Origin of the sequence: Maribacter litoralis (assembly GCF_902506355.1) — a bacterium.
Lineage (GTDB): Bacteria > Bacteroidota > Bacteroidia > Flavobacteriales > Flavobacteriaceae > Maribacter > Maribacter litoralis.
Map to the genome: position 1 here is coordinate 4,095,956 of NZ_LR733271.1, position 25,840 is coordinate 4,121,795.

General features: G+C 35.7%; 27 protein-coding genes. 18 read left to right on the plus strand and 9 right to left on the minus strand.

Annotated elements, in window-relative coordinates; translation table 11 throughout:
• Positions 1 to 73 precede the first annotated feature (73 nt).
• Both EXIGUO8A_RS17460 and EXIGUO8A_RS17465 read left to right on the plus strand, forming a co-directional pair.
• On the plus strand, positions 74 to 568 hold the full coding sequence (locus EXIGUO8A_RS17460; RefSeq protein ID WP_159304161.1) for a hypothetical protein: 495 nt from the start codon (positions 74 to 76) through the stop codon (positions 566 to 568).
• A 102-nt stretch (positions 569 to 670) separates the two neighbouring features.
• Positions 671 to 1,789, plus strand: a complete 1,119-nt coding sequence (locus EXIGUO8A_RS17465) for a TlpA disulfide reductase family protein (protein WP_159304162.1) — start codon at positions 671 to 673, stop codon at positions 1,787 to 1,789.
• Positions 1,790 to 1,860: 71 nt separating this feature from the next.
• Here the strand turns inward: EXIGUO8A_RS17465 and EXIGUO8A_RS17470 are convergent, their stop codons facing one another.
• On the minus strand, positions 1,861 to 3,519 hold the full coding sequence (locus EXIGUO8A_RS17470) for an LVIVD repeat-containing protein (RefSeq protein ID WP_236564514.1): 1,659 nt from the start codon (positions 3,517 to 3,519) through the stop codon (positions 1,861 to 1,863).
• Positions 3,520 to 3,645: 126 nt separating this feature from the next.
• On the minus strand, positions 3,646 to 4,296 hold the full coding sequence (locus EXIGUO8A_RS17475; protein ID WP_116769194.1) for a rhomboid family intramembrane serine protease: 651 nt from the start codon (positions 4,294 to 4,296) through the stop codon (positions 3,646 to 3,648).
• A gap of 57 nt (positions 4,297 to 4,353) precedes the next feature.
• Between EXIGUO8A_RS17475 and EXIGUO8A_RS17480 the strand changes: the two genes are divergently transcribed.
• Positions 4,354 to 5,250, plus strand: coding sequence for a lysophospholipid acyltransferase family protein (locus EXIGUO8A_RS17480; RefSeq protein ID WP_159304163.1), 897 nt, complete (start codon positions 4,354 to 4,356; stop codon positions 5,248 to 5,250).
• A 67-nt stretch (positions 5,251 to 5,317) separates the two neighbouring features.
• On the opposite strand, the gene glmM is transcribed toward EXIGUO8A_RS17480, so the two are convergent.
• A complete protein-coding gene (gene glmM, locus EXIGUO8A_RS17485) occupies positions 5,318 to 6,709 on the minus strand; it encodes a phosphoglucosamine mutase (protein WP_159304164.1) in 1,392 nt (463 codons plus the stop codon).
• A gap of 95 nt (positions 6,710 to 6,804) precedes the next feature.
• On the opposite strand from glmM, the gene EXIGUO8A_RS17490 reads away from it, so the two are divergent.
• The 4 genes from EXIGUO8A_RS17490 to EXIGUO8A_RS17505 all read left to right on the plus strand — a co-directional run bounded on the left by EXIGUO8A_RS17490 (position 6,805) and on the right by EXIGUO8A_RS17505 (position 10,390).
• On the plus strand, positions 6,805 to 7,401 hold the full coding sequence (locus tag EXIGUO8A_RS17490; RefSeq protein WP_159304165.1) for an acyl carrier protein phosphodiesterase: 597 nt from the start codon (positions 6,805 to 6,807) through the stop codon (positions 7,399 to 7,401).
• 61 nt (positions 7,402 to 7,462) lie between these two features.
• Positions 7,463 to 9,154 (plus strand): gamma-glutamyltransferase, encoded by a 1,692-nt coding sequence (gene ggt, locus EXIGUO8A_RS17495; protein WP_159304166.1) that lies wholly within the window; start codon positions 7,463 to 7,465, stop codon positions 9,152 to 9,154.
• A 74-nt stretch (positions 9,155 to 9,228) separates the two neighbouring features.
• The gene (locus EXIGUO8A_RS17500; protein WP_159304167.1) at positions 9,229 to 9,927 is read left to right on the plus strand and encodes a hypothetical protein; all 699 of its coding nucleotides are present in this window, start codon (positions 9,229 to 9,231) and stop codon (positions 9,925 to 9,927) included.
• A gap of 34 nt (positions 9,928 to 9,961) precedes the next feature.
• Positions 9,962 to 10,390: a GNAT family N-acetyltransferase gene (locus tag EXIGUO8A_RS17505; protein WP_159304168.1), complete on the plus strand. Its 429-nt coding sequence runs from the start codon at positions 9,962 to 9,964 to the stop codon at positions 10,388 to 10,390.
• Here the strand turns inward: EXIGUO8A_RS17505 and EXIGUO8A_RS17510 are convergent.
• A complete protein-coding gene (locus EXIGUO8A_RS17510; RefSeq protein WP_159304169.1) occupies positions 10,387 to 11,154 on the minus strand; it encodes an XRE family transcriptional regulator in 768 nt (255 codons plus the stop codon). The genes EXIGUO8A_RS17505 and EXIGUO8A_RS17510 overlap by 4 nt on opposite strands.
• 139 nt (positions 11,155 to 11,293) lie before the next feature.
• Between EXIGUO8A_RS17510 and EXIGUO8A_RS17515 the strand changes: the two genes are divergently transcribed.
• The 4 genes from EXIGUO8A_RS17515 to EXIGUO8A_RS17530 all read left to right on the plus strand — a co-directional run bounded on the left by EXIGUO8A_RS17515 (position 11,294) and on the right by EXIGUO8A_RS17530 (position 14,598).
• Entirely contained in the window at positions 11,294 to 12,553 is a 1,260-nt protein-coding gene (locus EXIGUO8A_RS17515; RefSeq protein WP_159304170.1) for a putative DNA modification/repair radical SAM protein, read from the plus strand.
• A 207-nt stretch (positions 12,554 to 12,760) separates the two neighbouring features.
• The gene (locus tag EXIGUO8A_RS17520) at positions 12,761 to 13,537 is read left to right on the plus strand and encodes a TIGR03915 family putative DNA repair protein (protein WP_159304171.1); all 777 of its coding nucleotides are present in this window, start codon (positions 12,761 to 12,763) and stop codon (positions 13,535 to 13,537) included.
• Between the two features lie 69 nt (positions 13,538 to 13,606).
• Positions 13,607 to 14,065, plus strand: a complete 459-nt coding sequence (locus EXIGUO8A_RS17525; RefSeq protein ID WP_159304172.1) for a DUF3291 domain-containing protein — start codon at positions 13,607 to 13,609, stop codon at positions 14,063 to 14,065.
• A 125-nt stretch (positions 14,066 to 14,190) separates the two neighbouring features.
• Positions 14,191 to 14,598, plus strand: a complete 408-nt coding sequence (locus tag EXIGUO8A_RS17530; RefSeq protein ID WP_159304173.1) for an OsmC family protein — start codon at positions 14,191 to 14,193, stop codon at positions 14,596 to 14,598.
• 57 nt (positions 14,599 to 14,655) lie between these two features.
• Here EXIGUO8A_RS17530 and EXIGUO8A_RS17535 read toward each other — a convergent pair whose 3' ends face one another.
• Positions 14,656 to 15,660 (minus strand): sugar kinase, encoded by a 1,005-nt coding sequence (locus EXIGUO8A_RS17535; protein ID WP_159304174.1) that lies wholly within the window; start codon positions 15,658 to 15,660, stop codon positions 14,656 to 14,658.
• Positions 15,661 to 15,839: 179 nt separating this feature from the next.
• Here EXIGUO8A_RS17535 and EXIGUO8A_RS17540 point away from each other — a divergent pair, with 179 nt between their 5' ends.
• Positions 15,840 to 16,481 (plus strand): GyrI-like domain-containing protein, encoded by a 642-nt coding sequence (locus EXIGUO8A_RS17540; RefSeq protein WP_159304175.1) that lies wholly within the window; start codon positions 15,840 to 15,842, stop codon positions 16,479 to 16,481.
• A gap of 108 nt (positions 16,482 to 16,589) precedes the next feature.
• Positions 16,590 to 17,627, plus strand: a complete 1,038-nt coding sequence (locus EXIGUO8A_RS17545; protein WP_159304176.1) for an alpha/beta hydrolase — start codon at positions 16,590 to 16,592, stop codon at positions 17,625 to 17,627.
• Positions 17,628 to 17,647: 20 nt separating this feature from the next.
• Here EXIGUO8A_RS17545 and EXIGUO8A_RS17550 read toward each other — a convergent pair whose 3' ends face one another.
• Positions 17,648 to 18,178 carry a hypothetical protein gene (locus EXIGUO8A_RS17550; protein WP_116769208.1) on the minus strand — a complete coding sequence of 177 codons (531 nt, stop codon included), beginning with the start codon at positions 18,176 to 18,178 and terminating at the stop codon, positions 17,648 to 17,650.
• Between the two features lie 160 nt (positions 18,179 to 18,338).
• Between EXIGUO8A_RS17550 and EXIGUO8A_RS17555 the strand changes: the two genes are divergently transcribed.
• Positions 18,339 to 19,382 (plus strand): ThuA domain-containing protein, encoded by a 1,044-nt coding sequence (locus tag EXIGUO8A_RS17555; RefSeq protein ID WP_159304177.1) that lies wholly within the window; start codon positions 18,339 to 18,341, stop codon positions 19,380 to 19,382.
• Between the two features lie 10 nt (positions 19,383 to 19,392).
• On the opposite strand, the gene EXIGUO8A_RS17560 is transcribed toward EXIGUO8A_RS17555, so the two are convergent.
• Positions 19,393 to 19,860, minus strand: coding sequence for a nuclear transport factor 2 family protein (locus EXIGUO8A_RS17560; RefSeq protein WP_159304178.1), 468 nt, complete (start codon positions 19,858 to 19,860; stop codon positions 19,393 to 19,395).
• A 133-nt stretch (positions 19,861 to 19,993) separates the two neighbouring features.
• On the opposite strand from EXIGUO8A_RS17560, the gene panB reads away from it, so the two are divergent.
• The 3 genes from panB to EXIGUO8A_RS17575 are packed head-to-tail and all read left to right on the plus strand — an operon-like array spanning position 19,994 to position 22,090.
• Entirely contained in the window at positions 19,994 to 20,812 is an 819-nt protein-coding gene (panB, locus tag EXIGUO8A_RS17565) for a 3-methyl-2-oxobutanoate hydroxymethyltransferase (protein WP_116770122.1), read from the plus strand.
• A 17-nt stretch (positions 20,813 to 20,829) separates the two neighbouring features.
• Positions 20,830 to 21,528 carry an RluA family pseudouridine synthase gene (locus EXIGUO8A_RS17570; protein WP_159304179.1) on the plus strand — a complete coding sequence of 233 codons (699 nt, stop codon included), beginning with the start codon at positions 20,830 to 20,832 and terminating at the stop codon, positions 21,526 to 21,528.
• Between the two features lie 31 nt (positions 21,529 to 21,559).
• Positions 21,560 to 22,090 carry a DUF4252 domain-containing protein gene (locus tag EXIGUO8A_RS17575; protein WP_236564515.1) on the plus strand — a complete coding sequence of 177 codons (531 nt, stop codon included), beginning with the start codon at positions 21,560 to 21,562 and terminating at the stop codon, positions 22,088 to 22,090.
• A 9-nt stretch (positions 22,091 to 22,099) separates the two neighbouring features.
• On the opposite strand, the gene EXIGUO8A_RS17580 is transcribed toward EXIGUO8A_RS17575, so the two are convergent.
• Complete coding sequence (locus tag EXIGUO8A_RS17580; RefSeq protein ID WP_159304180.1) at positions 22,100 to 22,960, minus strand: DMT family transporter; 861 nt, start codon at positions 22,958 to 22,960, stop codon at positions 22,100 to 22,102.
• A 15-nt stretch (positions 22,961 to 22,975) separates the two neighbouring features.
• Entirely contained in the window at positions 22,976 to 24,520 is a 1,545-nt protein-coding gene (locus EXIGUO8A_RS17585; protein WP_116769215.1) for a hypothetical protein, read from the minus strand.
• 145 nt (positions 24,521 to 24,665) lie between these two features.
• Here EXIGUO8A_RS17585 and EXIGUO8A_RS17590 point away from each other — a divergent pair, with 145 nt between their 5' ends.
• Positions 24,666 to 25,838 carry a 2-isopropylmalate synthase gene (locus tag EXIGUO8A_RS17590; RefSeq protein WP_116769216.1) on the plus strand — a complete coding sequence of 391 codons (1,173 nt, stop codon included), beginning with the start codon at positions 24,666 to 24,668 and terminating at the stop codon, positions 25,836 to 25,838.
• Positions 25,839 to 25,840 lie beyond the last annotated feature (2 nt).

Here is a 25,840-nt window from a genome sequence, read left to right on the forward strand (position 1 = left end):
TGCTAAATTAAGTTTTATTGTGTGAGCCACATTATAAATAGGCTCATTTTTCATCACAAAAACCAATAACTATATGAAGATTTTAAAAAGTATTATTGCATTGTCATTGCTAGCAACATGTTCAATATCGGCTCAAGATATTGCCGATCATGCACTTGGACTTAGATTAGGAGACAGCGATGGCTTTGGTGCTGAAATCAGTTACCAAAAATCATTGACCAGATACACTAGGGCCGAGTTCGACCTAGGATGGAGAGACAGTAGAAATTTTGATGCTTTCAAATTAGCCGGACTCTACCAATGGGTTAGACCAATAGAAGGAGATTTTAATTGGTACTACGGTGTAGGTGGTGGTTTAGGAAGCGTTGATTTCCCTACAAACCCCAACAATGATGACGATGGAGGTCTTTTCGTTTTTGCTGCCGGTGATATCGGTATCGAATACAACTTTGATATCCCTTTAATATTGTCGTTAGACTTTAGACCTGAATTAGGTGTTATAGGGTATGATGGGTTCTCGGATAATTTCGATTTTGATATCGGACTAGGTATTAGATATCAGTTCTAAACACAAAAATCACATTACTATAAAGACCTTTAACCTTGCGTTAAGGGTCTTTTTTTATATCCTATATATAAGTACATTTGTAACTTAACCTAAGTGAAATTTATGAAAAATAGTATTGTAATACTGCTTGCCGGAATTTTATTGTTCAACTGTAACTCTAAACCGGAAAGCTTTACCCTCAATGGAAAATTAAGAGGAGAATTAACAGATGGCACCCGAGTTTTTCTAAAAACGATTGGCGAGAACAACCAACCAATGGATATAGACACCGCCACTACAACTAATGGCGAATTTACATTTACAGGAAAATCAGACATACCAGAACTGCACTATATTTTCGTAGAACAACTACCAGGTTATACGGCGGTTATTCTAGAAAATGGTGAGATCCAATTCAATGCTCAACGAGATAGTATGGGCTTCGCAGAAATTAGCGGTACTTTTCAAAATGATGCTTTTGCCGATTATATGGAGCAGTCTAGAGAAATTTCAATGCAAGCACAATCTATTCAGCAAGACATGAAATCTGCATCAGGTGAAGCTGCAGTCGCGCTTCAAGATGAAATGAAAGAATTGCAAGAGGAATACAAAACCTTTGAACTGGATTACGTTAAAAACAATCCTAACGCACTAATATCAGCATTGGTTCTTGACAGGGCTATCGCAACAAAAGCTGTTAGTCTTGAAGAAGTAGAAGAAATTTACAACACATTGTCTGAAGACATCAAAAACACAAAACCAGGTAAGCAGGTTCAAGAAGGTATAGAAAAACTAAAAGCCTCGGAAGAAGCGGGAAAAAACTCAAGTATCGGCGCAAAAGCTCCTGAATTTTCAGGACCTAGTTTAGATGGTAGCGAACTTGCTTTAAAAGATGTAATGGGAAAAGTTACACTTATAGATTTTTGGGCAGGATGGTGCAGACCATGCAGAGCTGAAAACCCAAACATTGTAGCAGTTTATAATAAATACCACGATAAAGGTTTAAATATCTTAGGGGTTTCTTTAGACAGAACAGAAGAAGCTTGGAAGAAAGCCATTGCAGAAGATGGTTTGGAGTGGAACCACATTTCAAACATCGCATATTTTGATGATCAGATCGCTAAGTTATATAATGTAGACGCTATACCTGCCGCTTTTCTTCTTGATGAGAACGGTGTAATAGTAGCTAAAAACCTAAGAGGACCAGCATTGGAAGCCAAGGTTGCAGAATTACTGAACTAATTTTTAAGTTCATTTCATAAAAAATCCCCTAGGCGAAACCTAGGGGATTTTTTTATAACTTGATTTAAGTCTTAAAACTTGTTGTAATAGTCATTAAAATTACCCGAAACGGCAACATCACCATTTTTAATTATCTCACCAGTAACGGCAACTACAGAATCATCACCTAAAAAAGCTATGGAAGCACCATCATTTAGTACCAAATTACCATAGATGACCAAATCACCTTCAACAATTAAGGTTGCACCAGAATTGATGGTTATATTTCTTTGACGATTATTTCTACCAACAACCAAGGTACCGTTCATTTCAAACAAGCCATTGGCATTAATAGCTACGCCATCTTTAACCGTCCAAGAACCACACAACAACAATTCGCCATTGATATTAACATTATTAAACCTCTTTGATCCACTGTAAGCCAACTCTTCTCCGCTATTCACGTTCAGATTTGCGCTACCAGAATATTTTGACAGTTCTGAACATCTCTCTTCTAAACTTTCACTTGGTCTATTCAGTTTAATGATTTGAAATCCAGATTTTCCTGAAGCTGCAAATATGTAATCATCCTTTGATGCCACGTAATTGATGGAGCCCGTAAGCTCAATAACGCCTACACCAACAGTATTATCAGCTTTTGTTTCAGAAAGACTGAGTCCGCCAGCACCATTGGCCATTAAAAGCACATCGTCGTTTACAGCAACTCCGTTAGTTACAATTTCTCCTGGTTCCGCATTTTCAGGATTGGTCAAAATTGGTAAGTACTCAACAAAACTGCCGGATGCACTGTTATAAACACCAGCTCCTTTTGTACCTTCAGAGACAATTATGTTATCGCCTAAAAAATCTAATGTACGCTTGGCATCCACTCCAAAATCGGACTGTATCGATATACTTCTAGCCGTATTTAGATTAGCATCTAAAAAGCTTACGCCTTGTGCGGCATCCAAAACAGCTATTTCATTGCCATTATATGCAACAGACCTTAAATCTGCGAAAGCTGCCTCATTCTTGACACTTAGATCATTTTTATCATAGACAACCACAAAACCGTCTTGACCACTAGTTACTACAACGTCGTTATCTACAATACGAACATCTGTTGCATTAAAACCTTCTTGAAAGCCGTAACTAATATTTGACGTATTTATTCTACCTCCGCTTACTGCTATTTTAGCAACTAAAGAGTTTGCTGTTGCGGTTACCGATTGCTCTGCATCTACGCCACCTGCAACATATAAATATCCATTATCATATGCAATAGAATTTAAATCTGCATTCGTATAATATACTCGAGACGTAACTCTTGGGTTATTTGGATCGCTGACATCGATAACATCAATTGCGCCCACATAATCCTGCCCAACGGTGTTATATGAAACATAGCCATAATCACCATCTAAAGCTACATGCGTAGCCGCTAAATTTTCGCCATTCGTAAATGTCGGCGGTGCAATTTGCGCCACCAAGGTCAAAGGATAGTCACCTGCAGCCTCTGTTTTACCTGTGACATTATATCTTTTTGCACTGGTGGCTGGGTCTTCATATATATCCAAAACACCTGCTTCATCAAAACTTACACTATTTGTAAGCTTCGATTGATCTGTTTCTGTTACTAAATTATCTTCGGGGTTTTCAAAAACTGTGGTTTCATCACTACAACTTGCAATAAAAAATACTGCCGAAATAGTTACTAGCCATGATTTTCTGATAGATAGGTTTGATTTCATGATAAATTCGGGTTTTGGCAATAACGACCCGAATTGCCGTATTGTTGTCTATACACAGAGAAATCCGATGAAATGCACTATATTTTAGCCCATGAACCAGAAAAAATCACAATACTTGAGAAATAATTAAATTTTACCCATTTTACCTAAAACAAAAAGTAAAATAATAGGCAATGCCAGCAATCCCACCATTAAAGTATCGGTCTGTAGCAAACTGGGCATGAAAAGCAAGGTACAGGCATAACCACCTATTGCCCCACCAAAATGCGCGGTATGGCCAATATTACCTAATCTCTTTTTCATTCCATAAATAGAATATAATAAATAACCGATACCAACAACATAGGCAGGCACCGGAATGGGAATAAACATAATACCCAACTGCATATTTGGTTGCAATAGTATAGCGGCATATAAAATACCGGTTACCGCACCACTCGCCCCTACCGCTGAATAATATGGCTCATCTTTATGAAAACTAAGAGCCAATAAACTACCCGCCAAAAGACTAGCGGCATAAATTATAAGAAATTGAGTTTGACCGAACCAATTGATTACAACTCCTGCAAAAAAGTACAACGTTAGCATGTTAAACAATAGATGAGAAACATCTACATGCAAAAAGCCAGAGGTAGCCATGCGGTCTTTTTGCCCTGCTTTAATGGCCCCAATACTAAATTTGTACCGCTCAAAGAAGGTTGGGTCGTTAAATCCTTTCATTGAAACCAATACATTTGCTGCAATTAATGCTATTGTTGCTAGATCAAGGTTGTACATTGTACTCTGTTTATTTGGCATCAAATATAGTTATATTTGCCCATAATTTTTTCTAGTATGCAACTATTGGCCTTTGTTTTGATCTATCCTTTTTTATGGATAGTTTCCATCTTGCCACATCGTTTATTTTATGGTTTATCCGATATTGCCTGTTTCTTTATTTATCGGGTTTTTGGCTACCGAAGAAAAGTAGTTCAAGAAAATTTGAACTTGGTTTTTCCGGAGAAACCTAAAGAAGAAATTCATCGTATTGAGAAAGAATTTTACAAACATCTTTGCGATATGTTTCTTGAGATGGTCAAGACCATGAACCTTAGTAAAGCATCCGTTGCCAAAAAATACCAAGTGGTAAACCCTGAAGTTTTACTTGATATTGAAAAAGAACGAAGTATCATTATACTTTGCGCACATTATGCCAATTGGGAATGGAATGTTAGCATCAACAACTATGTGAACTCAAAGGGCTATGCCGTATACCAAAAAGTAAACAATGCATATTTTGATCAATTTATTAGAAAAGTTAGAGCTCGTTGGAATACCACTTTAATTACACAAGCCCAAACTGCCAAAACAGTAATTAAAAATTATAGAGATAATGTAAGAGCTACTTATGGAATGGTAAGCGACCAATCTCCGCAAGCACACAGAGCCCATTATTGGACTGATTTTATGGGGGTTACCGTACCCATATTCGTTGGAGGCGAAACATTGGCTCGCAAAACAGGTTTAGCTACGGTATTTTTAAAAGTAAGTAAGGTAAAACGCGGACACTACAAGGCAGAGTTTATCCCTATAGCCATAAACAGTAAAGAAACCGAAGAACATGAGATTACCAATAAATTTCTAAGGTTAACAGAAGAACAAATATTAGAGCAGCCACAATTTTATCTCTGGACACATAAGCGCTGGAAGCACCGAGGCAAAAAACCTGCTGCTTTTGCAGAAGTAACCTAAAGACTTATAAAATAAAAAACCGGAAATAGTTCAAACTATTTCCGGTTTTTTATTCAAACAGATTTTGCTATTCCAAACCTGCTACATCCTTAATTTCTATAATAATTCTATCCGCCAATTCATCTGCTTCATTTTGACTTTTAGCTTCTGTATAAATTCTAATAATTGGTTCTGTGTTAGATTTTCTTAGATGTACCCAGTTTTCTGCAAAATCAACCTTAACACCATCTATTGTTGACAACTCCTCATTGGCATACTTTTCAGCCATTGCCTTTAAAATACCATCAACGTCTAAACCTGGGGTTAACTGAATTTTCTTTTTACTCATATAATAGCTGGGGTAACTTGCTCTTAGTTCTGCAACCGTACCTCCTTTTTCTGCCATTAACATTAGGAAAAGAGCCGTACCCACCAATGAATCTCTACCATAATGACTTTCTGGATAAATGATACCTCCATTACCTTCGCCTCCTATAACAGCGTTGTTAGCTTTCATTTTGGTAACCACATTTACTTCTCCAACGGCAGCAGCTTCATAAGTACCTCCATGTTTTTGGGTAATATCACGCAAAGCACGAGATGATGAAAGGTTGGAAACCGTATTACCTTTAGTTTTACCAAGCACATAATCGGCACAGGCTACTAGAGTGTATTCTTCTCCAAACATTTCACCATCATTACTAATAAATGCTAAACGATCAACATCTGGATCTACTACAATACCAAAATCAGCATTTTCTTTCACCACTAAATCACAAATATCTTTTAAGTGCTCTTTTAATGGTTCTGGATTATGCGGAAAGTGGCCGGTTGGTTTGCAATACAATTCAATTACCTCTACTCCAAATTCTTTCAAGAGTTTAGGGATGACTATACCACCGGTTGAATTTACACCATCGACAACAACCTTGAATTTCGCTTTTTTAACCACTTCGGCATCTACCAAAGAAAGGTTTAAAACTTCGTCTATATGTATATCAATATAACTATCGTTTTTATTGATTTGCCCTAAATCATCTACATCAGAAAAATCAAAATCTTCTTTTTCTGCTATTTCTAAAATTTTAGCACCTTGGGCAGCATCTAAAAATTCACCTCTTTCATTTAATAGTTTAAGCGCATTCCATTGTTTTGGATTATGGCTTGCCGTTAAAATAATTCCGCCATCGGCTTTTTCCATTGGTACGGCAATTTCAACAGTTGGCGTTGTAGATAAATCTAAATCCACTACATCTATTCCTAATCCTACTAAGGTAGATACTACAAGGTTCTGAATCATCTCGCCAGACAAACGGGCATCGCGACCAATAACCACCTTTAACTTCTCTTTTTTAGAATATGCCTTTAACCAAATTCCGTAAGAAGCTGCGAACTTAACCGCATCAATAGGTGTTAGATTATCGCCTGGCTTACCTCCAATTGTTCCTCGAATTCCTGAAATAGATTTTATTAGTGTCATATATTCTTCATAAGTTTTTGCAAATATAAAGGTATCGTACTACATCGCTATTGCCCTTCTTTGTAAATTCGACATACGAAGCATAATTTAGAGGAATGAATTTTTTAGCCCATATATATTTATCCTTTGGCGATAAAGAGATTACTATCGGAAATTTTATTGCAGATAGCATACGTGCTAATAAATTTCAACATCTACCCACTAAGGTGCAAAAAGGCATAAAACTGCATCGACTGATTGATACCTATACCGACACCCATCTGATTCCAAAAATTAGCAGCAAAAGATTACATGCAAATTACAGTCATTATAGTAGGGTCATCGTAGATATTTACTATGATCACTTTTTAGCAAAAAACTGGACAAAATATTCAGATGTTCCATTAGATGTTTTTGTGGATGATTTTTACGACCTACTCGAAGACAATTATGAAATTTTGCCCATAGGCGTAAAAAAAATGATGCCATATATGATTTCTGATAATTGGCTTTACAATTACTCAAAAATGGAAGGTATCGGCAATGTACTAAATGGTATGAACCGAAGAACAAAAAATAGGTCTAAAATGAATTTTGCCATTTTAGATCTTGAAGAACACTATGACTCTTTTGAAGATGAATTTACCGAGTTCTTTGATGAACTAATAACATTCTCAAAAAATAAATTTAATTCGTTAGTAAACCAATATTAATTTTATCCATTAATAATCAATATTCTAAAACCAATTATATAAACTAATAATTTAACCAATTATGAACCAACTCAAATTAGCATTATTACTTGTTGCATTTGTTATTTTTGGCAGTTGCAAAGAAAACCCGACAAAACCAACCGGTACAGTTACAGAAAAAGCAATGGTAGTTTCTGCTCGTAAAGAAGCTTCAAAAATAGGTAGTGACATCATGCAAAAAGGAGGTAACGCTTTTGACGCTATGGTTGCTACGGAAATGGCTTTGGTCGTCGCCTACCCTTTTGCAGGTAACCTTGGCGGAGGTGGTTTTATGGTATATAGAAAAGCGGATGGGAAATCGGGCGCTTTAGATTACCGTGAAAAGGCTCCGTTATCAGCACACAGAGACATGTATTTAGATTCCTTGGGAAATGTTATACCAAATAAAAGCACCCTGGGAGCTACCGCTGTCGGAGTACCCGGTACGGTCGCCGGTATTATTGAAGTACACAAAAAATTTGGCTCCTTACCTCTTGAAGAGATTATGGCTCCGGTCATTGCTTTAGCAGAACGTGGTGTTGTAGTTACTGCTAATCAAGAAAAAAGATTAGCTAGTCAACGAGACAAATTCATTGAAGTCAATAGTGACAGCACCAAGTTTGCCACTGTGTACAAAGAGAATGACACAATTAAATACCCAGCTTTGGCAAACACTTTCAGGAGTATCGCCAAAAACGGAAGAGACGGCTTCTACAAAGGTGAAGTAGCACAAAAGTTAGCCGCATTTATTCAAGAAAAAGGAGGGTATATCACCGAAGAAGACCTTGAAAAATACCAAGCAGTATGGAGGGACCCTATTACGTTCAACTATAAAGATTTACAAATAATTTCAATGAGTCCGCCAAGTAGCGGAGGGGTAACCATCAACCAAATTTTTAAGATGATGGAAAAATATGATGTGGCCGAATTAGGACATAATAGTCCAAAAATGATACAATTATTCACAGAAGCATCAAGAAGGGCCTATGCAGACAGAAACTACTTTTTAGGAGACCCGGACTTTGTAGATATACCCTATGACCGATTATTGAGTGATGACTACCTTGCAGAAAGAATGGCGAATTTTTCTTTTGACAAAGCAACCAAATCCTCAGAAGTGGAACATGGCAGTATTGAAATTGTAGAAAGTATGGAAACCACACATTATTCCATTGTTGACCAAGAAGGCAACGCAGTATCTGTTACCACTACCCTTAATGGAGCATACGGCTCTAAACTATACTCAGATGAGCTAGGTTTCTTTTTAAACAATGAAATGGACGATTTCAGTGCTAAAGCAGGTGTTCCAAATATGTTCGGGTTAGTTGGAGCTGAAGCAAATAGCATTGCCGCAGAAAAGAGAATGTTAAGTAGTATGACCCCAACTATAGTAGAAAAAAACGGCAAATTATGGATGGTTGTCGGCACCCCAGGAGGATCTACCATTATTACCGCGGTTGCCCAAACTATTTTAAACAGTTATGAATTTAAAATGAGTATGCAAGACGCTGTCAACGCTCCAAGATTTCATCATCAATGGTTACCCGATATGGTTATTTTTGAACCTAACGGATTCTCACCTACACTTACCGATGAGTTGAAAACTAAAGGGTATATTATCAACAAAGAAAGAACCCCGATTATAGGCAAGGTCGATGCAATTCGTGTATTGGAAAATGGTAAACTGGAAGGTGGTGCAGATAAGCGTGGAGATGATGCCGCTGTAGGATTTTAGATTTGTCTAAATTATAAATTCAAAGTATTTACATAAACATTTAATATTTTTAAAATCAAATATTTAACTAAAATATGATAAAGAAACTATTTAAGTTTATTGCCGCTATAATTTTGATACTTGCCATTGGGTACGGTGTTTTGTATTATCTGTATAATGAGCCCATTCCTAAGGGGGAATCTGGACCAGAAGCGGACGCTCTTGCATACAGAATGTTGGATGCTCTTAATTATAAAAATTACAATAACACCAAGGAACTTGAATGGTCTTTTCGGGGTGATCATCATTACAAATGGGACAAGGAAAAAGAGATAGTTTCCGTTTCTTGGAATAACATGGTTGTGCATTTAGATTTAATTACTCCTTCTTCAAGCAAGGCAACAATTAATAATCAACCTGCTTCTTATGAAGAAACTAAGAATTTAATAGAGAAAGCTCAAAGTTATTTCAACAATGATTCTTTTTGGTTGGTAGCGCCATTCAAAGTTTTTGACCGCGGAACAGAAAGGTACCTAGTGGATTTAGAAGATGGATCTGAAGCTCTGTTAGTCACCTACACCCAAGGTGGTGACACCCCCGGAGATTCTTATATGTGGATCATTGAACCCAGCGGGAAGCCTAAAAGCTTTAAGCTATGGACTAAAATTATTCCTATTGGCGGAGTTGAAGCAACATGGGAAGAATGGATCAAAACCGATAGCGGAGTACATTTACCTACACTGCATAAACTTGGTCCATTATCTATATCGATGGGTGAAGTAAAAGGAAAATAATTGTACTAATAATTTAAAAAGTCAAAGAATATCGATGGATATAAAACTTATCACTTTCAACGAAGTAACGTCAGATCTACAATCTCAATTGACCGAACTTTATAAGGAGCTAAACGCCGAGCTGACTCAATTGGACCTCGCTACTGCCCTATCGGATTACAACACTACCGATGTTGTGGTATGCCTAGATCAAGAAAAACTGATAGGAATAGCCATGATGGCAAAATACAAAGTAGTATCTGGACACAAAGGGATGATCGAAGATGTTGTTGTTTCTTCAAAATACAGAGGAAAAGGCATAGGTAGAAAACTAATGGAGAAATTATTGGAGCAAGCAAAAAACGAAAAACTAGATAACGTTTTACTCTTTAGCGGTCATCATAGAACCGCGGCAATAGCACTATATAAAAGTTTAGGTTTTAAGTTAAAAGATAGCGGACTTTATATTAAACATTTACTTTAATTAACCTTCTTAACATGCTGTAATTGATCTTTTAACTCTTTCATAGATTCTTGCAATTGCCTCAACAAACCACTATCTGTTGTAGCGTCTACATTAAAAGTAATTTTACTACTCACTTCCCAAATTTCCTGAATTTGAAAAGGCTTTATATCGTAAGGAGGATAAGTCTCGTTCAAAGATACTAGGGTAATATTGTTTGAGTTCGGCCGCTTTTCTATCTTCTTTACCATAATAGAGTCTTGCAATACCACAACGTACATTTTATTGGCACTTACATAATCTATATGTTCAATAGCTCTAGCTAAAACCCACTCACCCGGATGCAGATTTGGCATCATACTATCACCTTCGACTTGAAAACCTCTGTACGTCGCATTTCTGAATTCTGGAATAGGTAGATCAAACGCAGGTAATTGTTTATACCAACTAGTATCTGAAATGTTTTGAGGGTATCCTGCAGCCGCTTTGGCATTCACCAATACCATATTGTCTCGACTGGCAGAATCTACCGTAACCACTTTTGGAATTACACTGGTTTTTGAAGTTTCTAGATATTGCTCCTCACTTTCACCAAATAACCAAAGCGGATTTATCTTGAATTGCTTCAATAACTCCAACACTACTTTCCCAGACAATTTGGTTCGTCCACGCTCAATATCTGCGGTAGTATTTGATACGCCGATAAGTGACGCAAACTCCGCTTGCGTATAGCCCAATTCCCTTCTTAAATCTGTAAATCTTTTTAATGTCAACTCATTTTCCATAGTAAGCCTTTTTCTATCAAGACATTAGCCCTCTCGATACTTCAAATATAGTAAATATGGATTATATCCAATTAATTTTTTGGAATATTTCCATAATTAGGAATATTTCCATAATTTTGGAATATATACTACTTGTACTATGGATTTTAACCGAATTAAGGAAAAACTGAACATTTTGGCAGATGCCGCCAAATATGATGTCTCCTGTTCAAGCAGCGGTAGTAATCGCAAAAACAAGAATAATGGTTTAGGCGATACCGGCAATGGCATTTGCCATACGTATACGGAAGACGGTCGTTGTGTATCTCTTTTAAAAATTTTACTGACCAACCATTGCATTTTTGATTGTGCATATTGTGTTACACGAAAAAGCAATGATATACAAAGAGCAGCTTTCAAAATACAAGAGGTAGTTGACCTTACCATAAACTTTTATAGAAGAAATTATATAGAAGGTCTGTTTTTGAGTTCAGGTATTTTTAAAAGTGCCGACCATACCATGGAGCGTTTGATTGCGGTGGCGAAAAAATTACGAGAAGAAGAAAACTTTAATGGTTACATCCATTTAAAATCAATACCTGGTGCCAGTGATGAATTAATGTACGAGGCCGGTTTATATGCTGATCGTTTATCGGTCAATATAGAAATCCCCACTATTTCCGGCCTTAAACTTTTAGCTCCAGATAAAAAACACGAGGATTTCATTAAACCTATGCAAAAGGTAAAAGATGAAATAATTCGTTTTAAAGAAGAGAAAAAAATAATTAAGAGCACAGCAAAGTACGCACCTGCAGGTCAAAGCACCCAAATGATAGTAGGTGCTACGGGTGAAAGTGATAAGGACATCATGTATTCTGCCACTCATTTCTATAAAAACTACAAAATGAAACGCGTCTACTATTCTGGTTACGTTCCAATATCAACAGATAGTAGATTACCTTCTTTAGGATCAGAGGTACCCATGCTAAGAGAAAATAGACTGTATCAAACAGATTGGTTACTTCGGTTTTATGGTTTTAGCGTGAACGAAATTTTAGACGCCGATAACCCAAATTTAGATATGGATATTGACCCAAAATTAATGTGGGCTTTACGAAACCTCAATCATTTTCCTGTCGACATCAATAAAGCCGATGCTCGTATGCTTGCCAGAATTCCCGGTATAGGTATGGGGTCTGTTCACAAAATAATAAATGGAAGAAAATATAGAAATCTTAATTGGGAACATCTCAAAAAAATGGGTATTGCGTTAAACCGTGCCAAGTATTTTATTATTTGTAATTCTAGCGATTGGGAACGAAGAGATTTAGATGCCGCAAAAATCAAAGGTATGATATTACAGTCTCAAAATGGTAAATTTAAAAAACAGTTTAACAGTCAATTATCATTATTTAATTAAAGTTTCACTTAATCCTAATTTTAACTATGGAAAATATATCTAACACTTTAAACCCTGCTAATACTTCATTAATCGATACTGTTATAAACCGTATTCAATGTAAAATATTATCATTTGGGTACCAATTGGTATTACTTAAAAGTAAGTGTAAAAAACGACTAAAAATTATCTCTAGAATATTCTTTTTTAACTTTTAAAACTTCACCTATGAACGCTTCAAAAATTTTGGTTTACGATGGTAGTTTCAACGGATTTTTAACTGCTGTTTTTATTGGGTTTGAACAAAAGTTAACCCATGCCGATATTCAAAAAAACAATCAATTACAAAGTGGACTTTTCGCTGAGACAGAAACCATTTTCACCAACGTTGAAAAAGCACAACGTGTGTGGAACGGTGTTCGAAAAAAAAGTAATACCGCGATAAAAAATATATACTTTGCATTTTTAAGCGAACAATGTAATATAGAAGCTCTTCTTTACCATTACATTCAAAAGTTAATGAGCAGCAAGTATAAAGGAGTTACTGATTTTAGTGATGACGGCATTTTAAAAATTAATCAGATGGCACATAAAGTGGGAAGAGAAAAACACCGAATGGAGGCTTTTATTCGTTTTCAACTTACTAAAGATGACGTATATTTTGCGAACATAGAACCAGATTTTGACGTGTTGCCTTTAATCTCAAAACATTTTAGAAATAGATATACGGACCAACAGTGGATTATTTATGACGTAAAACGGAAGTATGGTATCTTTTACAATTTGAATACTGTAGAAATAATCTCTCTAGATTTAACCGATATTCATGCAAATAGTCTAGAAAAGAGTTCCGTTTTCACGGATAGCGAATATGAGTACCAAGACTTATGGAACAATTATTTTAAGAGTACTACAATTAAGTCTAGAATTAACACTAAGCTTCATGTGCAACATGTGCCAAAACGTTACTGGAAATATTTATCTGAAAAAAAAGAGGCTGTTTAAAAAATTATCTTTCTGACCACTACAAATATCTACGCTTGTTATTATTACATTTATATCAAAGTCGATATCATGCCAAACAAGTATCAGTTAGCCCAAATCAACATTGCTCGAATGAAGGGTGTTAATATCAATGATCCTATCATGAAAGAATTTGTAGACAATTTAGATAAGGTAAATGAATTAGCCGAGCACAGTGAAGGGTTCATTTGGCGTTTAAAAGATGAAACCAACGATGCTACTAACTTCAACCCTTATAATGACGAACAAGTGATTATAAACATATCTGTTTGGAAAACTGTAGAGTTGTTAGAAACATTCGTTTACCAAACTTTTCATACCGATTTTCTAAGAAGAAGAAAAGAATGGTTTCACAAATTTGGAAAGGTATCTACAGCAATGTGGTGGATTTCCGAAGGAGATTACCCAACCGTACAGAATGCCGTGGAACTTTTAGATTACCTTCAGAAGAATGGAGCATCTCAAAAGGTGTTTGATTTTAAAAACAAATACGCCCCACCCACATCATAATAGGTATTTACGTAGAGTAAATATGTTGAACATGATAAAAATCAGCTTTTATTTTTTTTGTCAAGTTTAGTTTTGAAATATCTAAATGAATGATGAACCAGAACATTCCTTTAAATTATTTCATTATGAACTATAAAATACTTGCCACTTCCCTATCACAGAACGATGCTACCATTCAAGTAAAAGAATCAATCATAGCATTTGGCACAACAACGAAAACAGCAAATACACTACCCAACCCTGCAGAGTTATTTTTGAGCTCTTTTGCCGCCTGTTTGCTAAAAAATGTTGAACGTTTTTCTGTCATGATGAAATTTAATTACGAAAAAACAGCATTGGAAGTTACTGCAGCACGTTTCGAAAACCCACCGAGAATGGATGACATTATGTACACCTTAACCATTTACAGTAATGAGGATAAATTAAATGTATCTCTTTTGAAAAAGAATATCGAAAAGTATGGTACCATTTATAATACCGTGAAACAAACATGTTCCATATCAGGTAATATAAAAATAATTACCACTAGTTAATCTGCAAATAAGCATTCATCTTAAATTCTACGATAATATCGCATGATATAACAGAATTTATCGCACTAATCTACCTGTTAAATTTCCGGCAATGATATTGTTGACTTCACTTACCGTAGCGAAATTAACATCTCCCTCATAGGTATGTTTTAATGCACAAGCCGCGCTTGCAAATTCCATTGCCTTATAATCGTCATACTGCTGAAGTCCGTAAATCAATCCCGCCGCAAATGCATCTCCCGTACCTATACGATCTACAATATGGGTAATGTCGATATCTTCGGTTTCCCTAAACTCTTTACCGTTCCACATTCGAGCTCTTATTTTATGCCAAGAAGAATTTAAAGACGTTCTAATTTTATCAAAAACCTTTTCAATACTCGGAAATTCTTGAATCAACTGTTTACTTGCCTTAATAAAATCATCGTTTTCATAGCCGTAGTCCGTTCCCAAAACTTCATTAATTTCATTTACACCTCCAATAAAGATTGTAGAATAATGAAGTAATTCAATTAAAGCTTCCTTGGGGTCTTGCCCGTATTGCCATAGTCCACTTCGGTATGTAGGATCAGCAGAAACTGCCATTCCCTTTTCTCTTGCCAATTTTAACCCTTCCTTCAGCAAATCATAAGCTCCTTGTGACAATGCGGGTGTTATGCCTGTCCAATGCATCCATTCCCCATTTTTTAAAGCGGTTTCCCAATTGACCTTTGAAGGTTCAATCTCTGAAAATGCAGAATGAGAACGATTATACGAAATCATACTAGGTCTTATTACCGCACCTACCTCTAAAAAATAGACCCCAAGAGGTCTTTTTGACTTTACAATGGCAGAAGTGTCCACTCCAAATTTTTGTATATAAGTCATTGCCGTATCACCAATAAAATCATCTGAAACGGCACTAATATGCTTTACTTTACCCCCAAAATTGGAGATGGATATACCAACATTCAGTTCTGTTCCCCCAAAATAAAATTCAACAATATTAGATTGTACAAATTTCTTATTGCCGCGCGGTGATATTCGCATTAAAACTTCCCCAAATGTTATTATTTGACCCATAGTATAATTTTAAACCTAAAATAACCAATGTGCATTTAAAATACTATGCTTATTTCATAATATCTCAAAACAAGTATAGAATGATACATTACCCCTGCACCTATGATTATAAAATTTTAAAATATGCATTAACCTAATTATAACATCTTACCTCTCACATATTTATTTACTTTGTTATTATGAATCAGCCACTAAAACATGAATGGAGAAAAAAGGAAAAAAGCATTTATTTGCCCAAAAATATACCGGAGCTTGTTACAATTCCAAGATTTAAATATGTATCCATTTATGGAGAAGGCAATCCAAACAGTAGTTATTTCACAGAACATATTCAGGCACTATACAGTGTAGCATATGCCATAAAAATGTCTTTAAAAAAAAGGGATGATTTACCTAAAAATTATATAGACTGGACAGTTTACCCACTAGAAGGTGTTTGGGATATCTCGGAAAAGGCAAAACAACATTTTACAGAACAAATCAACAAAGATGAATTGGTATTTAATTTAATGATTCGACAGCCAGAATTTATAACATTTGAGTTCTTTGCTGAAATGCTTGAGCTCACAAAAAATAAGAAACCCCAGAAACTCTTAGAGAAGCTAAAATTACAAGAAATAGAAGAAGGACCATGCGTACAAATGCTACATATTGGAAGTTACGATACCGAAAATGAAACCTTTAAGGTGATGGAAACATATGCCGAAGAAAACAACTTAAAGCGAAAATCAAAAATTCATAGAGAGATTTATTTGTCGGACTTTAGAAAGGTTGCCAAGGATAAACTAAAAACAGTTTTACGATTTCAAGTAGAACACTAAGCACTTTAACTTATGAAACGCACACATAGAAGAATAGGGTATTACACAAATTGAATAATCAGCCATTTCTTCGTATCTTAATCTTACTTCATCAAATCATCAATCAAAATGCAAAATAAACTCACTTTAACCATCCTACTTTTAGCCTTTAATGTAGCACTAGGACAAAATAAAATATCGGAAGAAAAATATATAAACATTGGTGGTATCGAACAATGGATAACTATTAATGGCAATGACAGCGCTAACCCAGTGGTGTTGGTTGTTCATGGCGGACCCGGCAGTACATTAAGCCATTATAAAGATGATATATTCGCTGATTGGATGAAAGATTTTACCATTGTTCATTGGGATCAAAGAGGTGCCGGCAGAACATTTGGCAAAAATTGCCCTAAAACTGTCAACGAAGATTTTTATGCCCGTAACCCCTTATCGATAAAAGAAATGACCAATGACGGCATTGCCGTTACAACCTACTTATTGAAGCGACTCGACAAGAAAAAAGTTATTTTAATAGGTACATCATGGGGTTCTATTTTAGCGACCGAAATGGCACAAAAACAACCAGAAATTTTCCATGCCTACATTGGTCACGCTCAATTTGTTAATTTCTTGGCGAATATTAAAAATGCCTATAATGAAGTCATTGAAATAGCAGAAGAAAAAGAAGACGACCAAATTCTTATTAAACTAAAGGAATTGGGACCACCACCGTATCAACAAGCAAAAAACTACGGACAGTTATTACGTGTTGTTAAACAATACGAAAAACTTAACGCCACCCCTGCCCCATCATCATGGTGGAAAATAGCATCTGCATATGAGAATAATGATGATGCTACAGATAGATATAACGGTGATGACTATTCCTTTTTAAATCTTGTTGGCGATGAACAAATTGGGGTGAAATCGATGGTTAGTCATATAGATTTCAACAAAACCTCACTTACTTTTCGCTTACCCGTATTTATGATCCAAGGCGAAAATGATATTCTTTGCTCCCAAAAGCTAAACAAGCCCTACTTTGAAAAAATTAGAGCTCCTAGAAAAGAGTATGTGGCCATTTCAAATGCAGCCCACGGCTTTAACGAGGCCATTGTAAAGAAACAATTTGAAATTGTAAAATCGCTTCGCGTTCAAAATTAAGCTCAAAGTTGAAGCAAGATTTACTTTCCTCCCTTTTCACCAATAAAGTGATCACTTTTGGCTTTAAAAAGTACATTGAACGTCGTTAAGCTACCATAAATACGTGTTATATACTGCTGAAGGTCTACTTTTTCTTGGTCATCTAAATTCTTGCTTGCATTAATTTTTTGCTCCATAACACGAATACGGTCACGTACCATTACAATCTTATGAAAGAATGTATTTATTGGTATTTCTTTATTGCTTAAACCAGCTTCACCTGGTTCTAACACCAAATTCCCACCTTTCCATTTATCGGCTATTGCAACACGCTGGGTAGCATCGCTCCATTTTTGTAAAATGGAAACCAATGAACTTTCCACATCAAAAAAACTAACCGTATCTACCTCGTTTTCAATTGCCTCGATCACTTCATAATCCGAATCAATGTCAATAGTTTCTAAGCCGCTGTCCATAAATGTTACCCAGTACATATTACTTGAAACATTGGTAATTACACCTTTACCAAATTCCGAGTGTGAGATTCTAGAACCTATTCCTAATATTTTCATGCGTTTTCAACTTTTATATACCGCTAATTTAAGATCAGTTTTTATGATCAGCAAAAAGAAATCTAGTTTATTACCTATGAAATCTATATAGATTTTTGCAATCTTAACTACTTCATGTACATTTAATGGCAACATTTGAGCGTAACCTAAATACATCATCATGAAAAAATTAATGGCAATTACCATGTTATGTCTAATACTTATCTCTTGCGGAGAAAAAAAGAAAGAAGTTGCTCAACATATGTCATCCCCGGTAAAATTAAAAGCCCTTATTATCGACGGACAGAACAATCATTACGTGTGGCCAAAAACGACAATGATGATGAAAGATTATCTAGAACAAACAGACTTGTTCACTGTAGATATTGAAAGAATGGATTCTGTATGGTTAGGAATAAAATATAATAAAACACGGCCAGAAGCCTATGAGTCTTTTATTGAGACCTACCCTTTGAAAGACAAGACATATCAAGTATCGAATAGTCCAATAAAAACTTCAGACTTTACACTTAATTTCAGTGACTATGATGTAATTATATCTAACCTTGGTTCCGACTCTCCTTTATGGCCCGTAAAAACAAGAGAAGCTTTTGAAAGTTATATGAAAAATGGCGGAGGGCTTGTGGTTATTCATGCCGCTGATAACGCTTGGGGAGATTGGGAAGAGTACAATAAGATGATCGGCCTTGGTGCTTGGGGAGGTCGCAATGAAGAATCAGGACCCTACGTGTATTACAATGACGAAGGAGAACTAATTAAAGATACCTTAGCCGGTGTATGCGGCTCTCACGGACCAGAATATGAATTTCAACTTACCACAAGAGCGCCTGAACACCCAATTATGAAAGGAATACCTGAAAAATGGTTACACACGCCAGATGAAATGTATGAGCGTATGAGAGGCCCTTTTGAAAATGCTACTATATTGGCAACAGCTTATGCCGATGTTGAGAAGAATGCACCACCATGGGACCCAAATGTTACAGGTTTAGGTCAGCATGTACCACAGTTAATGGCAATCAATTATGGTGAAGGCCGGGTTTTTCATTCTACCTTAGGTCACTTTGATTATTCTATGCAATGCGTTGGCTTTATCACAACACTTCAACGTGGCACGGAATGGGCAGCAACCGGAAAAGTTACTCAAAAGGTACCTGTAGATTTTCCATCAGCAGATGCGTCAAATTCAAGACCTTGGAAATAACAGTTATACCTTACTCTGAATCCGGGTCGCAATCTTCTTTTCTTCTGGAATCAACTAAATAAATGATTTTCCATGCATCTTCCTCTTTATATAACTGAAAAGAATTAACCCCACAGTGACTGAATTCTCCATTATACCAAAATTCATACGGCGCCCATACGTGGGCCATACCACCATCAATTTGTATTTTATAGTCCAATATCTTTTCATGAAAAGGTATAGAATCTGGTGTGGTAATCATGAAATTTACTAAATCATTAAAATTCGTATTTCGAACAATCATATTACCTAGTACATTTAAATTTACCGTCTGCATTTTAACATCTGCATCTACAACACCTTTCATTGCAAATTCATTTTTACTATTAAATGCATAAAAAAAAGTTTCTACCGCATATTTTACCTTTACCTCTTCATCTATTTGTGATTGTATTACGTTAACCATGAAAAGTGATAACAGTAAAGAGAAATATTTCATAGCGTACCTTTTAAAAGTTATTTGCGTCAAAATTAGGGAAATTATAAAAGAACCCTACTAATGGATTCTTTTTAGAGAGTGCTTAATCTCATTAAAACTCCTTACTTTTATGGCGCAAAACCAAAAACAAATTATGTCAACAGCTAAAAAAGAATACAAAAGAGTTACGGTTAAATCTTTAGTGGATATGAAGAAGAACGGAGAGAAAATCTCCATGCTTACGGCATATGACTATTCTATGGCCAAAATTGTTGACGCCGCCAAGGTTGATGTTATTTTGGTTGGTGATTCGGCCAGTAACGTAATGGCGGGTCATGAAACTACTTTGCCAATTACATTGGATCAGATGATTTACCACGCTTCTTCTGTCATAAGAGCTATTGACCGCGCATTGGTGGTTGTAGATTTACCATTTGGAAGCTACCAAAGCGACCCTAAAGAAGCATTGCGATCGGCAATTAGAATCATGAAAGAAAGTGGTGCACATGCTGTTAAACTTGAGGGTGGTGCAGAAATTAAGGAATCAGTAAAAAGAATACTTGCAGCCGGTATTCCGGTTATGGGACATTTGGGACTAACACCACAATCTATCTATAAGTTCGGAACTTATACCGTTCGTGCAAAAGAAGAGGAAGAAGCAGAAAAATTAATGGAAGATGCCAAATTACTTCAAAAATTAGGTTGTTTCGGTATTGTTCTAGAAAAGATACCCGCAATGCTCACCAAAAAAGTATCTGAAAACCTAACAATACCTACAATAGGCATTGGCGGAGGCAAATATGCTGATGGTCAAGTTTTGGTTGTTCATGATTTATTAGGAATGACACACGAGTTCAACCCTCGTTTTTTACGTAGATACATGAATTTGTACGAAGAAATGGGAAATGCTATTTCCAATTATGTTAGTGATGTAAAAAGTCAAGATTTTCCTAATGATGACGAGCAATATTAATTAATATCTGATATTTTTTGTCAAAAAAAATACATTCTACAGTCGATAATCTTCAAGTGCTATTTGAGGACAATCACATTATAGTCGTCAATAAACGCCCTGGTGATATTGTACAGGGCGACAAGACTGGCGATAAACCATTGAGCGAAACCGTAAAAGCTTTTCTAAAAAAGAAATACAACAAACCGGGCAATGTTTATTTAGGGGTTGTACATCGCTTGGATAGACCAACTTCCGGCATAGTTTTGTTTGCGAAAACCTCTAAGGCCTTACCCAGGTTGAATAAATTGTTCGCAGAAAAAAGTGCTAATAAAACATATTGGGCAATAGTGAAAAATGCTCCGACAGAACCAGAAAAAAGACTGGTTCATTACATGAAGCGAAACACCAAACAAAATAAATCGTACGCGAACATAAAAGAAGTTCCCGATAGCAAAAAAGCTATACTAACTTATAAGATCATAAAAAAACTAGACCGCTATTTTCTTTTAGAAGTCGATCTTGAAACCGGTCGTCATCATCAAATTAGATCTCAACTCTCTTCAATAGGAAGCCCAATAAAAGGAGATTTAAAATACGGTTTCAATAGAAGTAACGAAGACGGAAGCATACACCTACATGCAAGAAAATTAAGGTTCATACATCCTGTTAAAAAAGAGCCTATCGAAATTATAGCCCCACCTCCGAATGATCCAATTTGGAATGCATGTCTTTAATTTCACTATTTTTAGCACAAACACTATTACCATGTTAAAGAAAATTTGTGCCTTAAGTATATTCTTGGTTATTGTTTCATGCAGTAGCTACAACTCCATCGACACCTTTTACAATGCTCACAAAAATGACAATCACGTAACTGCAGTTCGCGTTCCGCAATTTATGTTATCGATGATCAGTGAGATTTCACCAGAAATGAAAGCTATGGTCGGCAATACCAAAGACCTAAGGTATATGCAATTTCCAAGCACTACCACTAGTAAAACCCAATTTCTTAATAAAGAAATGAATGGTATTACCGGTAATTCATTTATTGAAGTGTTCCGTAAGAACGATGAACTAAAGCGCAATGTGGTTTCCATTCGCGAAAAGAAAAATTCCGTTAAGGAAATTTTGGTTTACAATAATGATAACCGAACTGGCTCTTTTCTATATTTTAATGGTGATTTTGACCCTGTGAAGGTCAGGGAATTGGCAAAAAATGAGCAGTTCACTAAATTTGGTGATAACATTATTAACCAATTTGGAGCCACTACACCGGGTATTAACTCTGAAAATTAATACACTGGTTTATGTTGATTTTTTAGAACGGACACTTTCTATAACTACAGAGCTTAAAATAAGAATACCCCCTAAAATTGTTGTTCCTTTTGGAATTTCAGAAAGAAAAATAGCTCCTAACAGAATACCGTAAACAGGCTGTACACTGCTCAATATGCTCACCGTAGTAATATTAAAATGCTTAAAAGTCATTAAAAATAAAGTATGGCCAATGGCAGTAGTTAATACCGCCAATGCAACAAGTACTTCCCATTGACCTAATAGTGTATTAGACGTTACCGAAAATAAAAACGGAAAAAGCAAGACTCCCACTATTGCAGTTTGGTATGTCATTAACATAGAGCCATTATACTTGGAAACCTTTCTTTTCATTAGAATATTTCTTAAAGCATATGCTAAAGCCGAAAAAACACCGAAGCCAATAGCAATGGTATATGAATTTTCAAAATCCAGAGAGGGACTTAAAAAATACATACCTGCAAGAACCAAAAAAGCAAGAAGCAAATGAACTAGTTGAAACTTGGTCTTTAACAGAATGGGCTCTAAAAGAGCTGTAATTACTGGATATGTAAAAATTGAGAGCATACCAATTGCAACGTTTGATAATTTTAACGCATAGAAATAGGCTACCCAATGTACACCCATTAATACACCGCTCAAGAAGATAACCAACGTATCTTTTCTCTCGATTTTGAGGCTAAAACCTTTCCATTTACAATACAGAAACAATGCTATAAAAGCAAGAACTGCCCTAGCACCAATAGCAACCGGCACCGGCAATTGTACATAACGGCCCAATGCTCCAGAAGTGGCTATAAAGAGCATAGCCAAATTAATTTCCAATAAATGTTGAATGTGATTGCTTTTCATTTACCCGTGTATCACCTAACGTGATTTTGCCAATGCTTTTTCTCTAATAATTTCAGATACAGGTTTGTTTTGTAAATGACTTTCTAACCACGAAAGAATATCTAAATATAAAAATGCCCTCTTTTCATAAGGATGATTTTCATACTTTTTCAATTCATTATACAATTTTTGGAACTCCGCCTTCAATTGACTCGGATAAATGCCGCCCAAACTTCTTAAGAACTTTATCATCTCTTTTTGTACAGCGTGCATATCGTTCATTTTTAAAAGGAACTTATAAGTGCTTTTTAATTGAACTTCTAAATGATAATCCATACCCGCTTCATAGTGAGCAACCAAACTTAATACACGAGCAAAACACATAAGGTCTTCACGCATTTTTAAATTTTTGTTATCAATAATCTTTTTCAGGTATTGAATACAGGTCTTGTTATCCCCTATTCCAAAATACAGACACGCTATTTTATAATATAGCACCATTACGTGGTGCTCGTCTATTCTATCTCGATGTTTATTAATACCGTATTCAATAATTTTTACCAAATAAAGCCCTTTTTCAAAGGTTCCTTCTAAAAAATGCAAATTCAATTTATTTGCATTTAAGTACATGAATACCAATGAATTAATATTGTCATTATTAGGAAATTCCTTTTCTTTTATTGTAAGCTCTAATCGTTCTAAAACCTCCTTAAACTGAGAACTATATTGAACATAAAAAAGAGATTCTAACAAGTAATGATTCCCTTTTAGAAAGAATACAGGGTTTAAATAGATCATGTCTTTATACGCATAAAACAGATCTACCCATTTACTGGCATATTTAAAACAGGATAAAAAATCTTGAGTAAGAAAACTGTACCAAAGATGCGCCTTATACAACCATAATTTTTCCCGAAAACCTAAATCCTCAATATTATATAATGGCAAATGATCGTTGAAGTAGGTTTTTACTTTTTGATAATCTTCATCACTTCGTACATAACCTACCTTTAACATCATGCCATATAACTGCAAGGAAAGATTTGAAAGCTTACTTGTCATTACATTATGACCAGATAATTCCTTTGCCTGTATAGCAAGTTCATCGGCACGGTCGGGTATGCTTCGGGTAATATATTGGGTTTCAATTATTTTTTCCAATTCCACAATTTCATATGCAATATTCTTTTCTTCATTTTCTATTGCAATAGCCTTTACCTTATCCAAAATTTTCAGACTTTGTTTGTAAAGTCCTTTTTGATATAAAATAGTGGCAAAATCCAATTGCTCCCTTATCTGAACCCTTATATTCTGATTCACAGGATTTAACCTGAGACTTACTAAAATCTGCTTATACAGGTGTGCTTTTAGATTCGAAAGTTGCGCTTTTTTAACAATACCGCTTTCAAGTATTGTTTTCTCATCATATTGTTTAATTTTATCCAATAAATTGAATAGTGCCAAAAATTTGGCATCGGTATTCACCCCTAATCTGCCCACGTAAAGCTTAAATTGACGCTTCTCAGATTTTGAAAGTGATTTAACCAAAACGAACAAAGCATCTTTATGCGCATTTGTCATCGTAAAAATAAGAGTTTAAATAATTGAAATTCAATGTTTTATATACCTAAAAAACTGACTTAACGTTGTAAACATATTCACAAAATTTGTGTGTTCTGTGTTTTAGGTTATATATTCGTTTGACGAGTAAAACTACGTAAATTATATGAGTAAAGATATCGTACAAATATTTGACACTACATTAAGGGATGGAGAGCAAGTACCAGGCTGTAAATTAGACCGTGAGCAAAAATTAGTCATTGCAGAACGATTAGATTCATTGGGCGTAAATATCATTGAAGCCGGTTTTCCTGTTTCTAGCCCAGGGGATTTTCAATCTGTAGAAGCAATTGCAAAGCTCGTTAAAAACGCCACAGTTTGCGGTTTGACCCGTGCGGTAAAAAATGACATTGAGGTAGCTGCAGAAGCACTTAAACATGCAAAAATTCCTAGAATTCATACGGGTATTGGTACATCTGATTCTCATATTAAACACAAGTTTAATTCTAACAGAGATGCTATTATAGAAAGAGCTGTGGCAGCAGTAAGCTATGCCAAGACCTTTGTTGAAGATGTTGAGTTTTATGCGGAAGATGCAGGACGAACGGACAATGAATTTTTAGCACGTGTTTGCGAAGCTGTAGTAAAAGCCGGTGCAACCGTTTTAAATATTCCCGATACAACTGGCTATTGCTTACCTGATGAATATGGAGCTAAAATAAAGTACTTGCGTGAAAACGTAAAGGGTATAGATAAAGCAACCCTATCTTGCCATTGTCATAACGATCTAGGTTTGGCCACTGCCAATTCTATTGCCGGTGTGATCAATGGTGCCAGACAAATAGAATGTACGATTAACGGTATTGGTGAAAGAGCAGGAAACACTTCTTTAGAAGAAGTCGTCATGATCATGCGCCAACACCCAGGGTTAAATTTAGATACGACCATTAACAGCAAATTACTTTACGATACCAGTTTAATGGTTTCTAGAAAAATGGGCATGATGGTGCAACCCAACAAAGCAATCGTAGGTGCCAACGCATTTGCACATAGTTCAGGTATTCACCAAGATGGTGTTATAAAGAATAGAGAAACTTACGAGATCATAGACCCTGCGGATGTGGGAGTCACTGAATCTTCGATCGTGTTGACTGCAAGAAGTGGAAGAGCTGCATTGGCCTACAGAGCTAAAATTGTAGGCTATGAGTTGACCAAGACCCAGTTAGATCAAGTATACCAGGAGTTTTTAAAGTATGCCGACGTTAAAAAAGAAGTTAAAGACGATGATATCCATCAGATTATTGAGACTTCTAAAATAGATTTACAAAGTATTAGCTAATT

Excerpts from the sequence above, each read along its gene's own strand:
- EXIGUO8A_RS17460 (WP_159304161.1), top strand. The coding sequence starts at position 74 with ATGAAGATTTTAAAAAGTATTATTGCATTGTCATTGCTAGCAACATGT.
- EXIGUO8A_RS17465 (WP_159304162.1), top strand. The coding sequence starts at position 671 with ATGAAAAATAGTATTGTAATACTGCTTGCCGGAATTTTATTGTTCAAC.
- EXIGUO8A_RS17470 (WP_236564514.1), bottom strand. The coding sequence starts at position 3,519 with ATGAAATCAAACCTATCTATCAGAAAATCATGGCTAGTAACTATTTCG.
- EXIGUO8A_RS17475 (WP_116769194.1), bottom strand. The coding sequence starts at position 4,296 with ATGTACAACCTTGATCTAGCAACAATAGCATTAATTGCAGCAAATGTA.
- EXIGUO8A_RS17480 (WP_159304163.1), top strand. The coding sequence starts at position 4,354 with ATGCAACTATTGGCCTTTGTTTTGATCTATCCTTTTTTATGGATAGTT.
- glmM (WP_159304164.1), bottom strand. The coding sequence starts at position 6,709 with ATGACACTAATAAAATCTATTTCAGGAATTCGAGGAACAATTGGAGGT.
- EXIGUO8A_RS17490 (WP_159304165.1), top strand. The coding sequence starts at position 6,805 with ATGAATTTTTTAGCCCATATATATTTATCCTTTGGCGATAAAGAGATT.
- ggt (WP_159304166.1), top strand. The coding sequence starts at position 7,463 with ATGAACCAACTCAAATTAGCATTATTACTTGTTGCATTTGTTATTTTT.
- EXIGUO8A_RS17500 (WP_159304167.1), top strand. The coding sequence starts at position 9,229 with ATGATAAAGAAACTATTTAAGTTTATTGCCGCTATAATTTTGATACTT.
- EXIGUO8A_RS17505 (WP_159304168.1), top strand. The coding sequence starts at position 9,962 with ATGGATATAAAACTTATCACTTTCAACGAAGTAACGTCAGATCTACAA.
- EXIGUO8A_RS17510 (WP_159304169.1), bottom strand. The coding sequence starts at position 11,154 with ATGGAAAATGAGTTGACATTAAAAAGATTTACAGATTTAAGAAGGGAA.
- EXIGUO8A_RS17515 (WP_159304170.1), top strand. The coding sequence starts at position 11,294 with ATGGATTTTAACCGAATTAAGGAAAAACTGAACATTTTGGCAGATGCC.
- EXIGUO8A_RS17520 (WP_159304171.1), top strand. The coding sequence starts at position 12,761 with ATGAACGCTTCAAAAATTTTGGTTTACGATGGTAGTTTCAACGGATTT.
- EXIGUO8A_RS17525 (WP_159304172.1), top strand. The coding sequence starts at position 13,607 with ATGCCAAACAAGTATCAGTTAGCCCAAATCAACATTGCTCGAATGAAG.
- EXIGUO8A_RS17530 (WP_159304173.1), top strand. The coding sequence starts at position 14,191 with ATGAACTATAAAATACTTGCCACTTCCCTATCACAGAACGATGCTACC.
- EXIGUO8A_RS17535 (WP_159304174.1), bottom strand. The coding sequence starts at position 15,660 with ATGGGTCAAATAATAACATTTGGGGAAGTTTTAATGCGAATATCACCG.
- EXIGUO8A_RS17540 (WP_159304175.1), top strand. The coding sequence starts at position 15,840 with ATGAATCAGCCACTAAAACATGAATGGAGAAAAAAGGAAAAAAGCATT.
- EXIGUO8A_RS17545 (WP_159304176.1), top strand. The coding sequence starts at position 16,590 with ATGCAAAATAAACTCACTTTAACCATCCTACTTTTAGCCTTTAATGTA.
- EXIGUO8A_RS17550 (WP_116769208.1), bottom strand. The coding sequence starts at position 18,178 with ATGAAAATATTAGGAATAGGTTCTAGAATCTCACACTCGGAATTTGGT.
- EXIGUO8A_RS17555 (WP_159304177.1), top strand. The coding sequence starts at position 18,339 with ATGAAAAAATTAATGGCAATTACCATGTTATGTCTAATACTTATCTCT.
- EXIGUO8A_RS17560 (WP_159304178.1), bottom strand. The coding sequence starts at position 19,860 with ATGAAATATTTCTCTTTACTGTTATCACTTTTCATGGTTAACGTAATA.
- panB (WP_116770122.1), top strand. The coding sequence starts at position 19,994 with ATGTCAACAGCTAAAAAAGAATACAAAAGAGTTACGGTTAAATCTTTA.
- EXIGUO8A_RS17575 (WP_236564515.1), top strand. The coding sequence starts at position 21,560 with ATGTTAAAGAAAATTTGTGCCTTAAGTATATTCTTGGTTATTGTTTCA.
- EXIGUO8A_RS17580 (WP_159304180.1), bottom strand. The coding sequence starts at position 22,960 with ATGAAAAGCAATCACATTCAACATTTATTGGAAATTAATTTGGCTATG.
- EXIGUO8A_RS17585 (WP_116769215.1), bottom strand. The coding sequence starts at position 24,520 with ATGACAAATGCGCATAAAGATGCTTTGTTCGTTTTGGTTAAATCACTT.
- EXIGUO8A_RS17590 (WP_116769216.1), top strand. The coding sequence starts at position 24,666 with ATGAGTAAAGATATCGTACAAATATTTGACACTACATTAAGGGATGGA.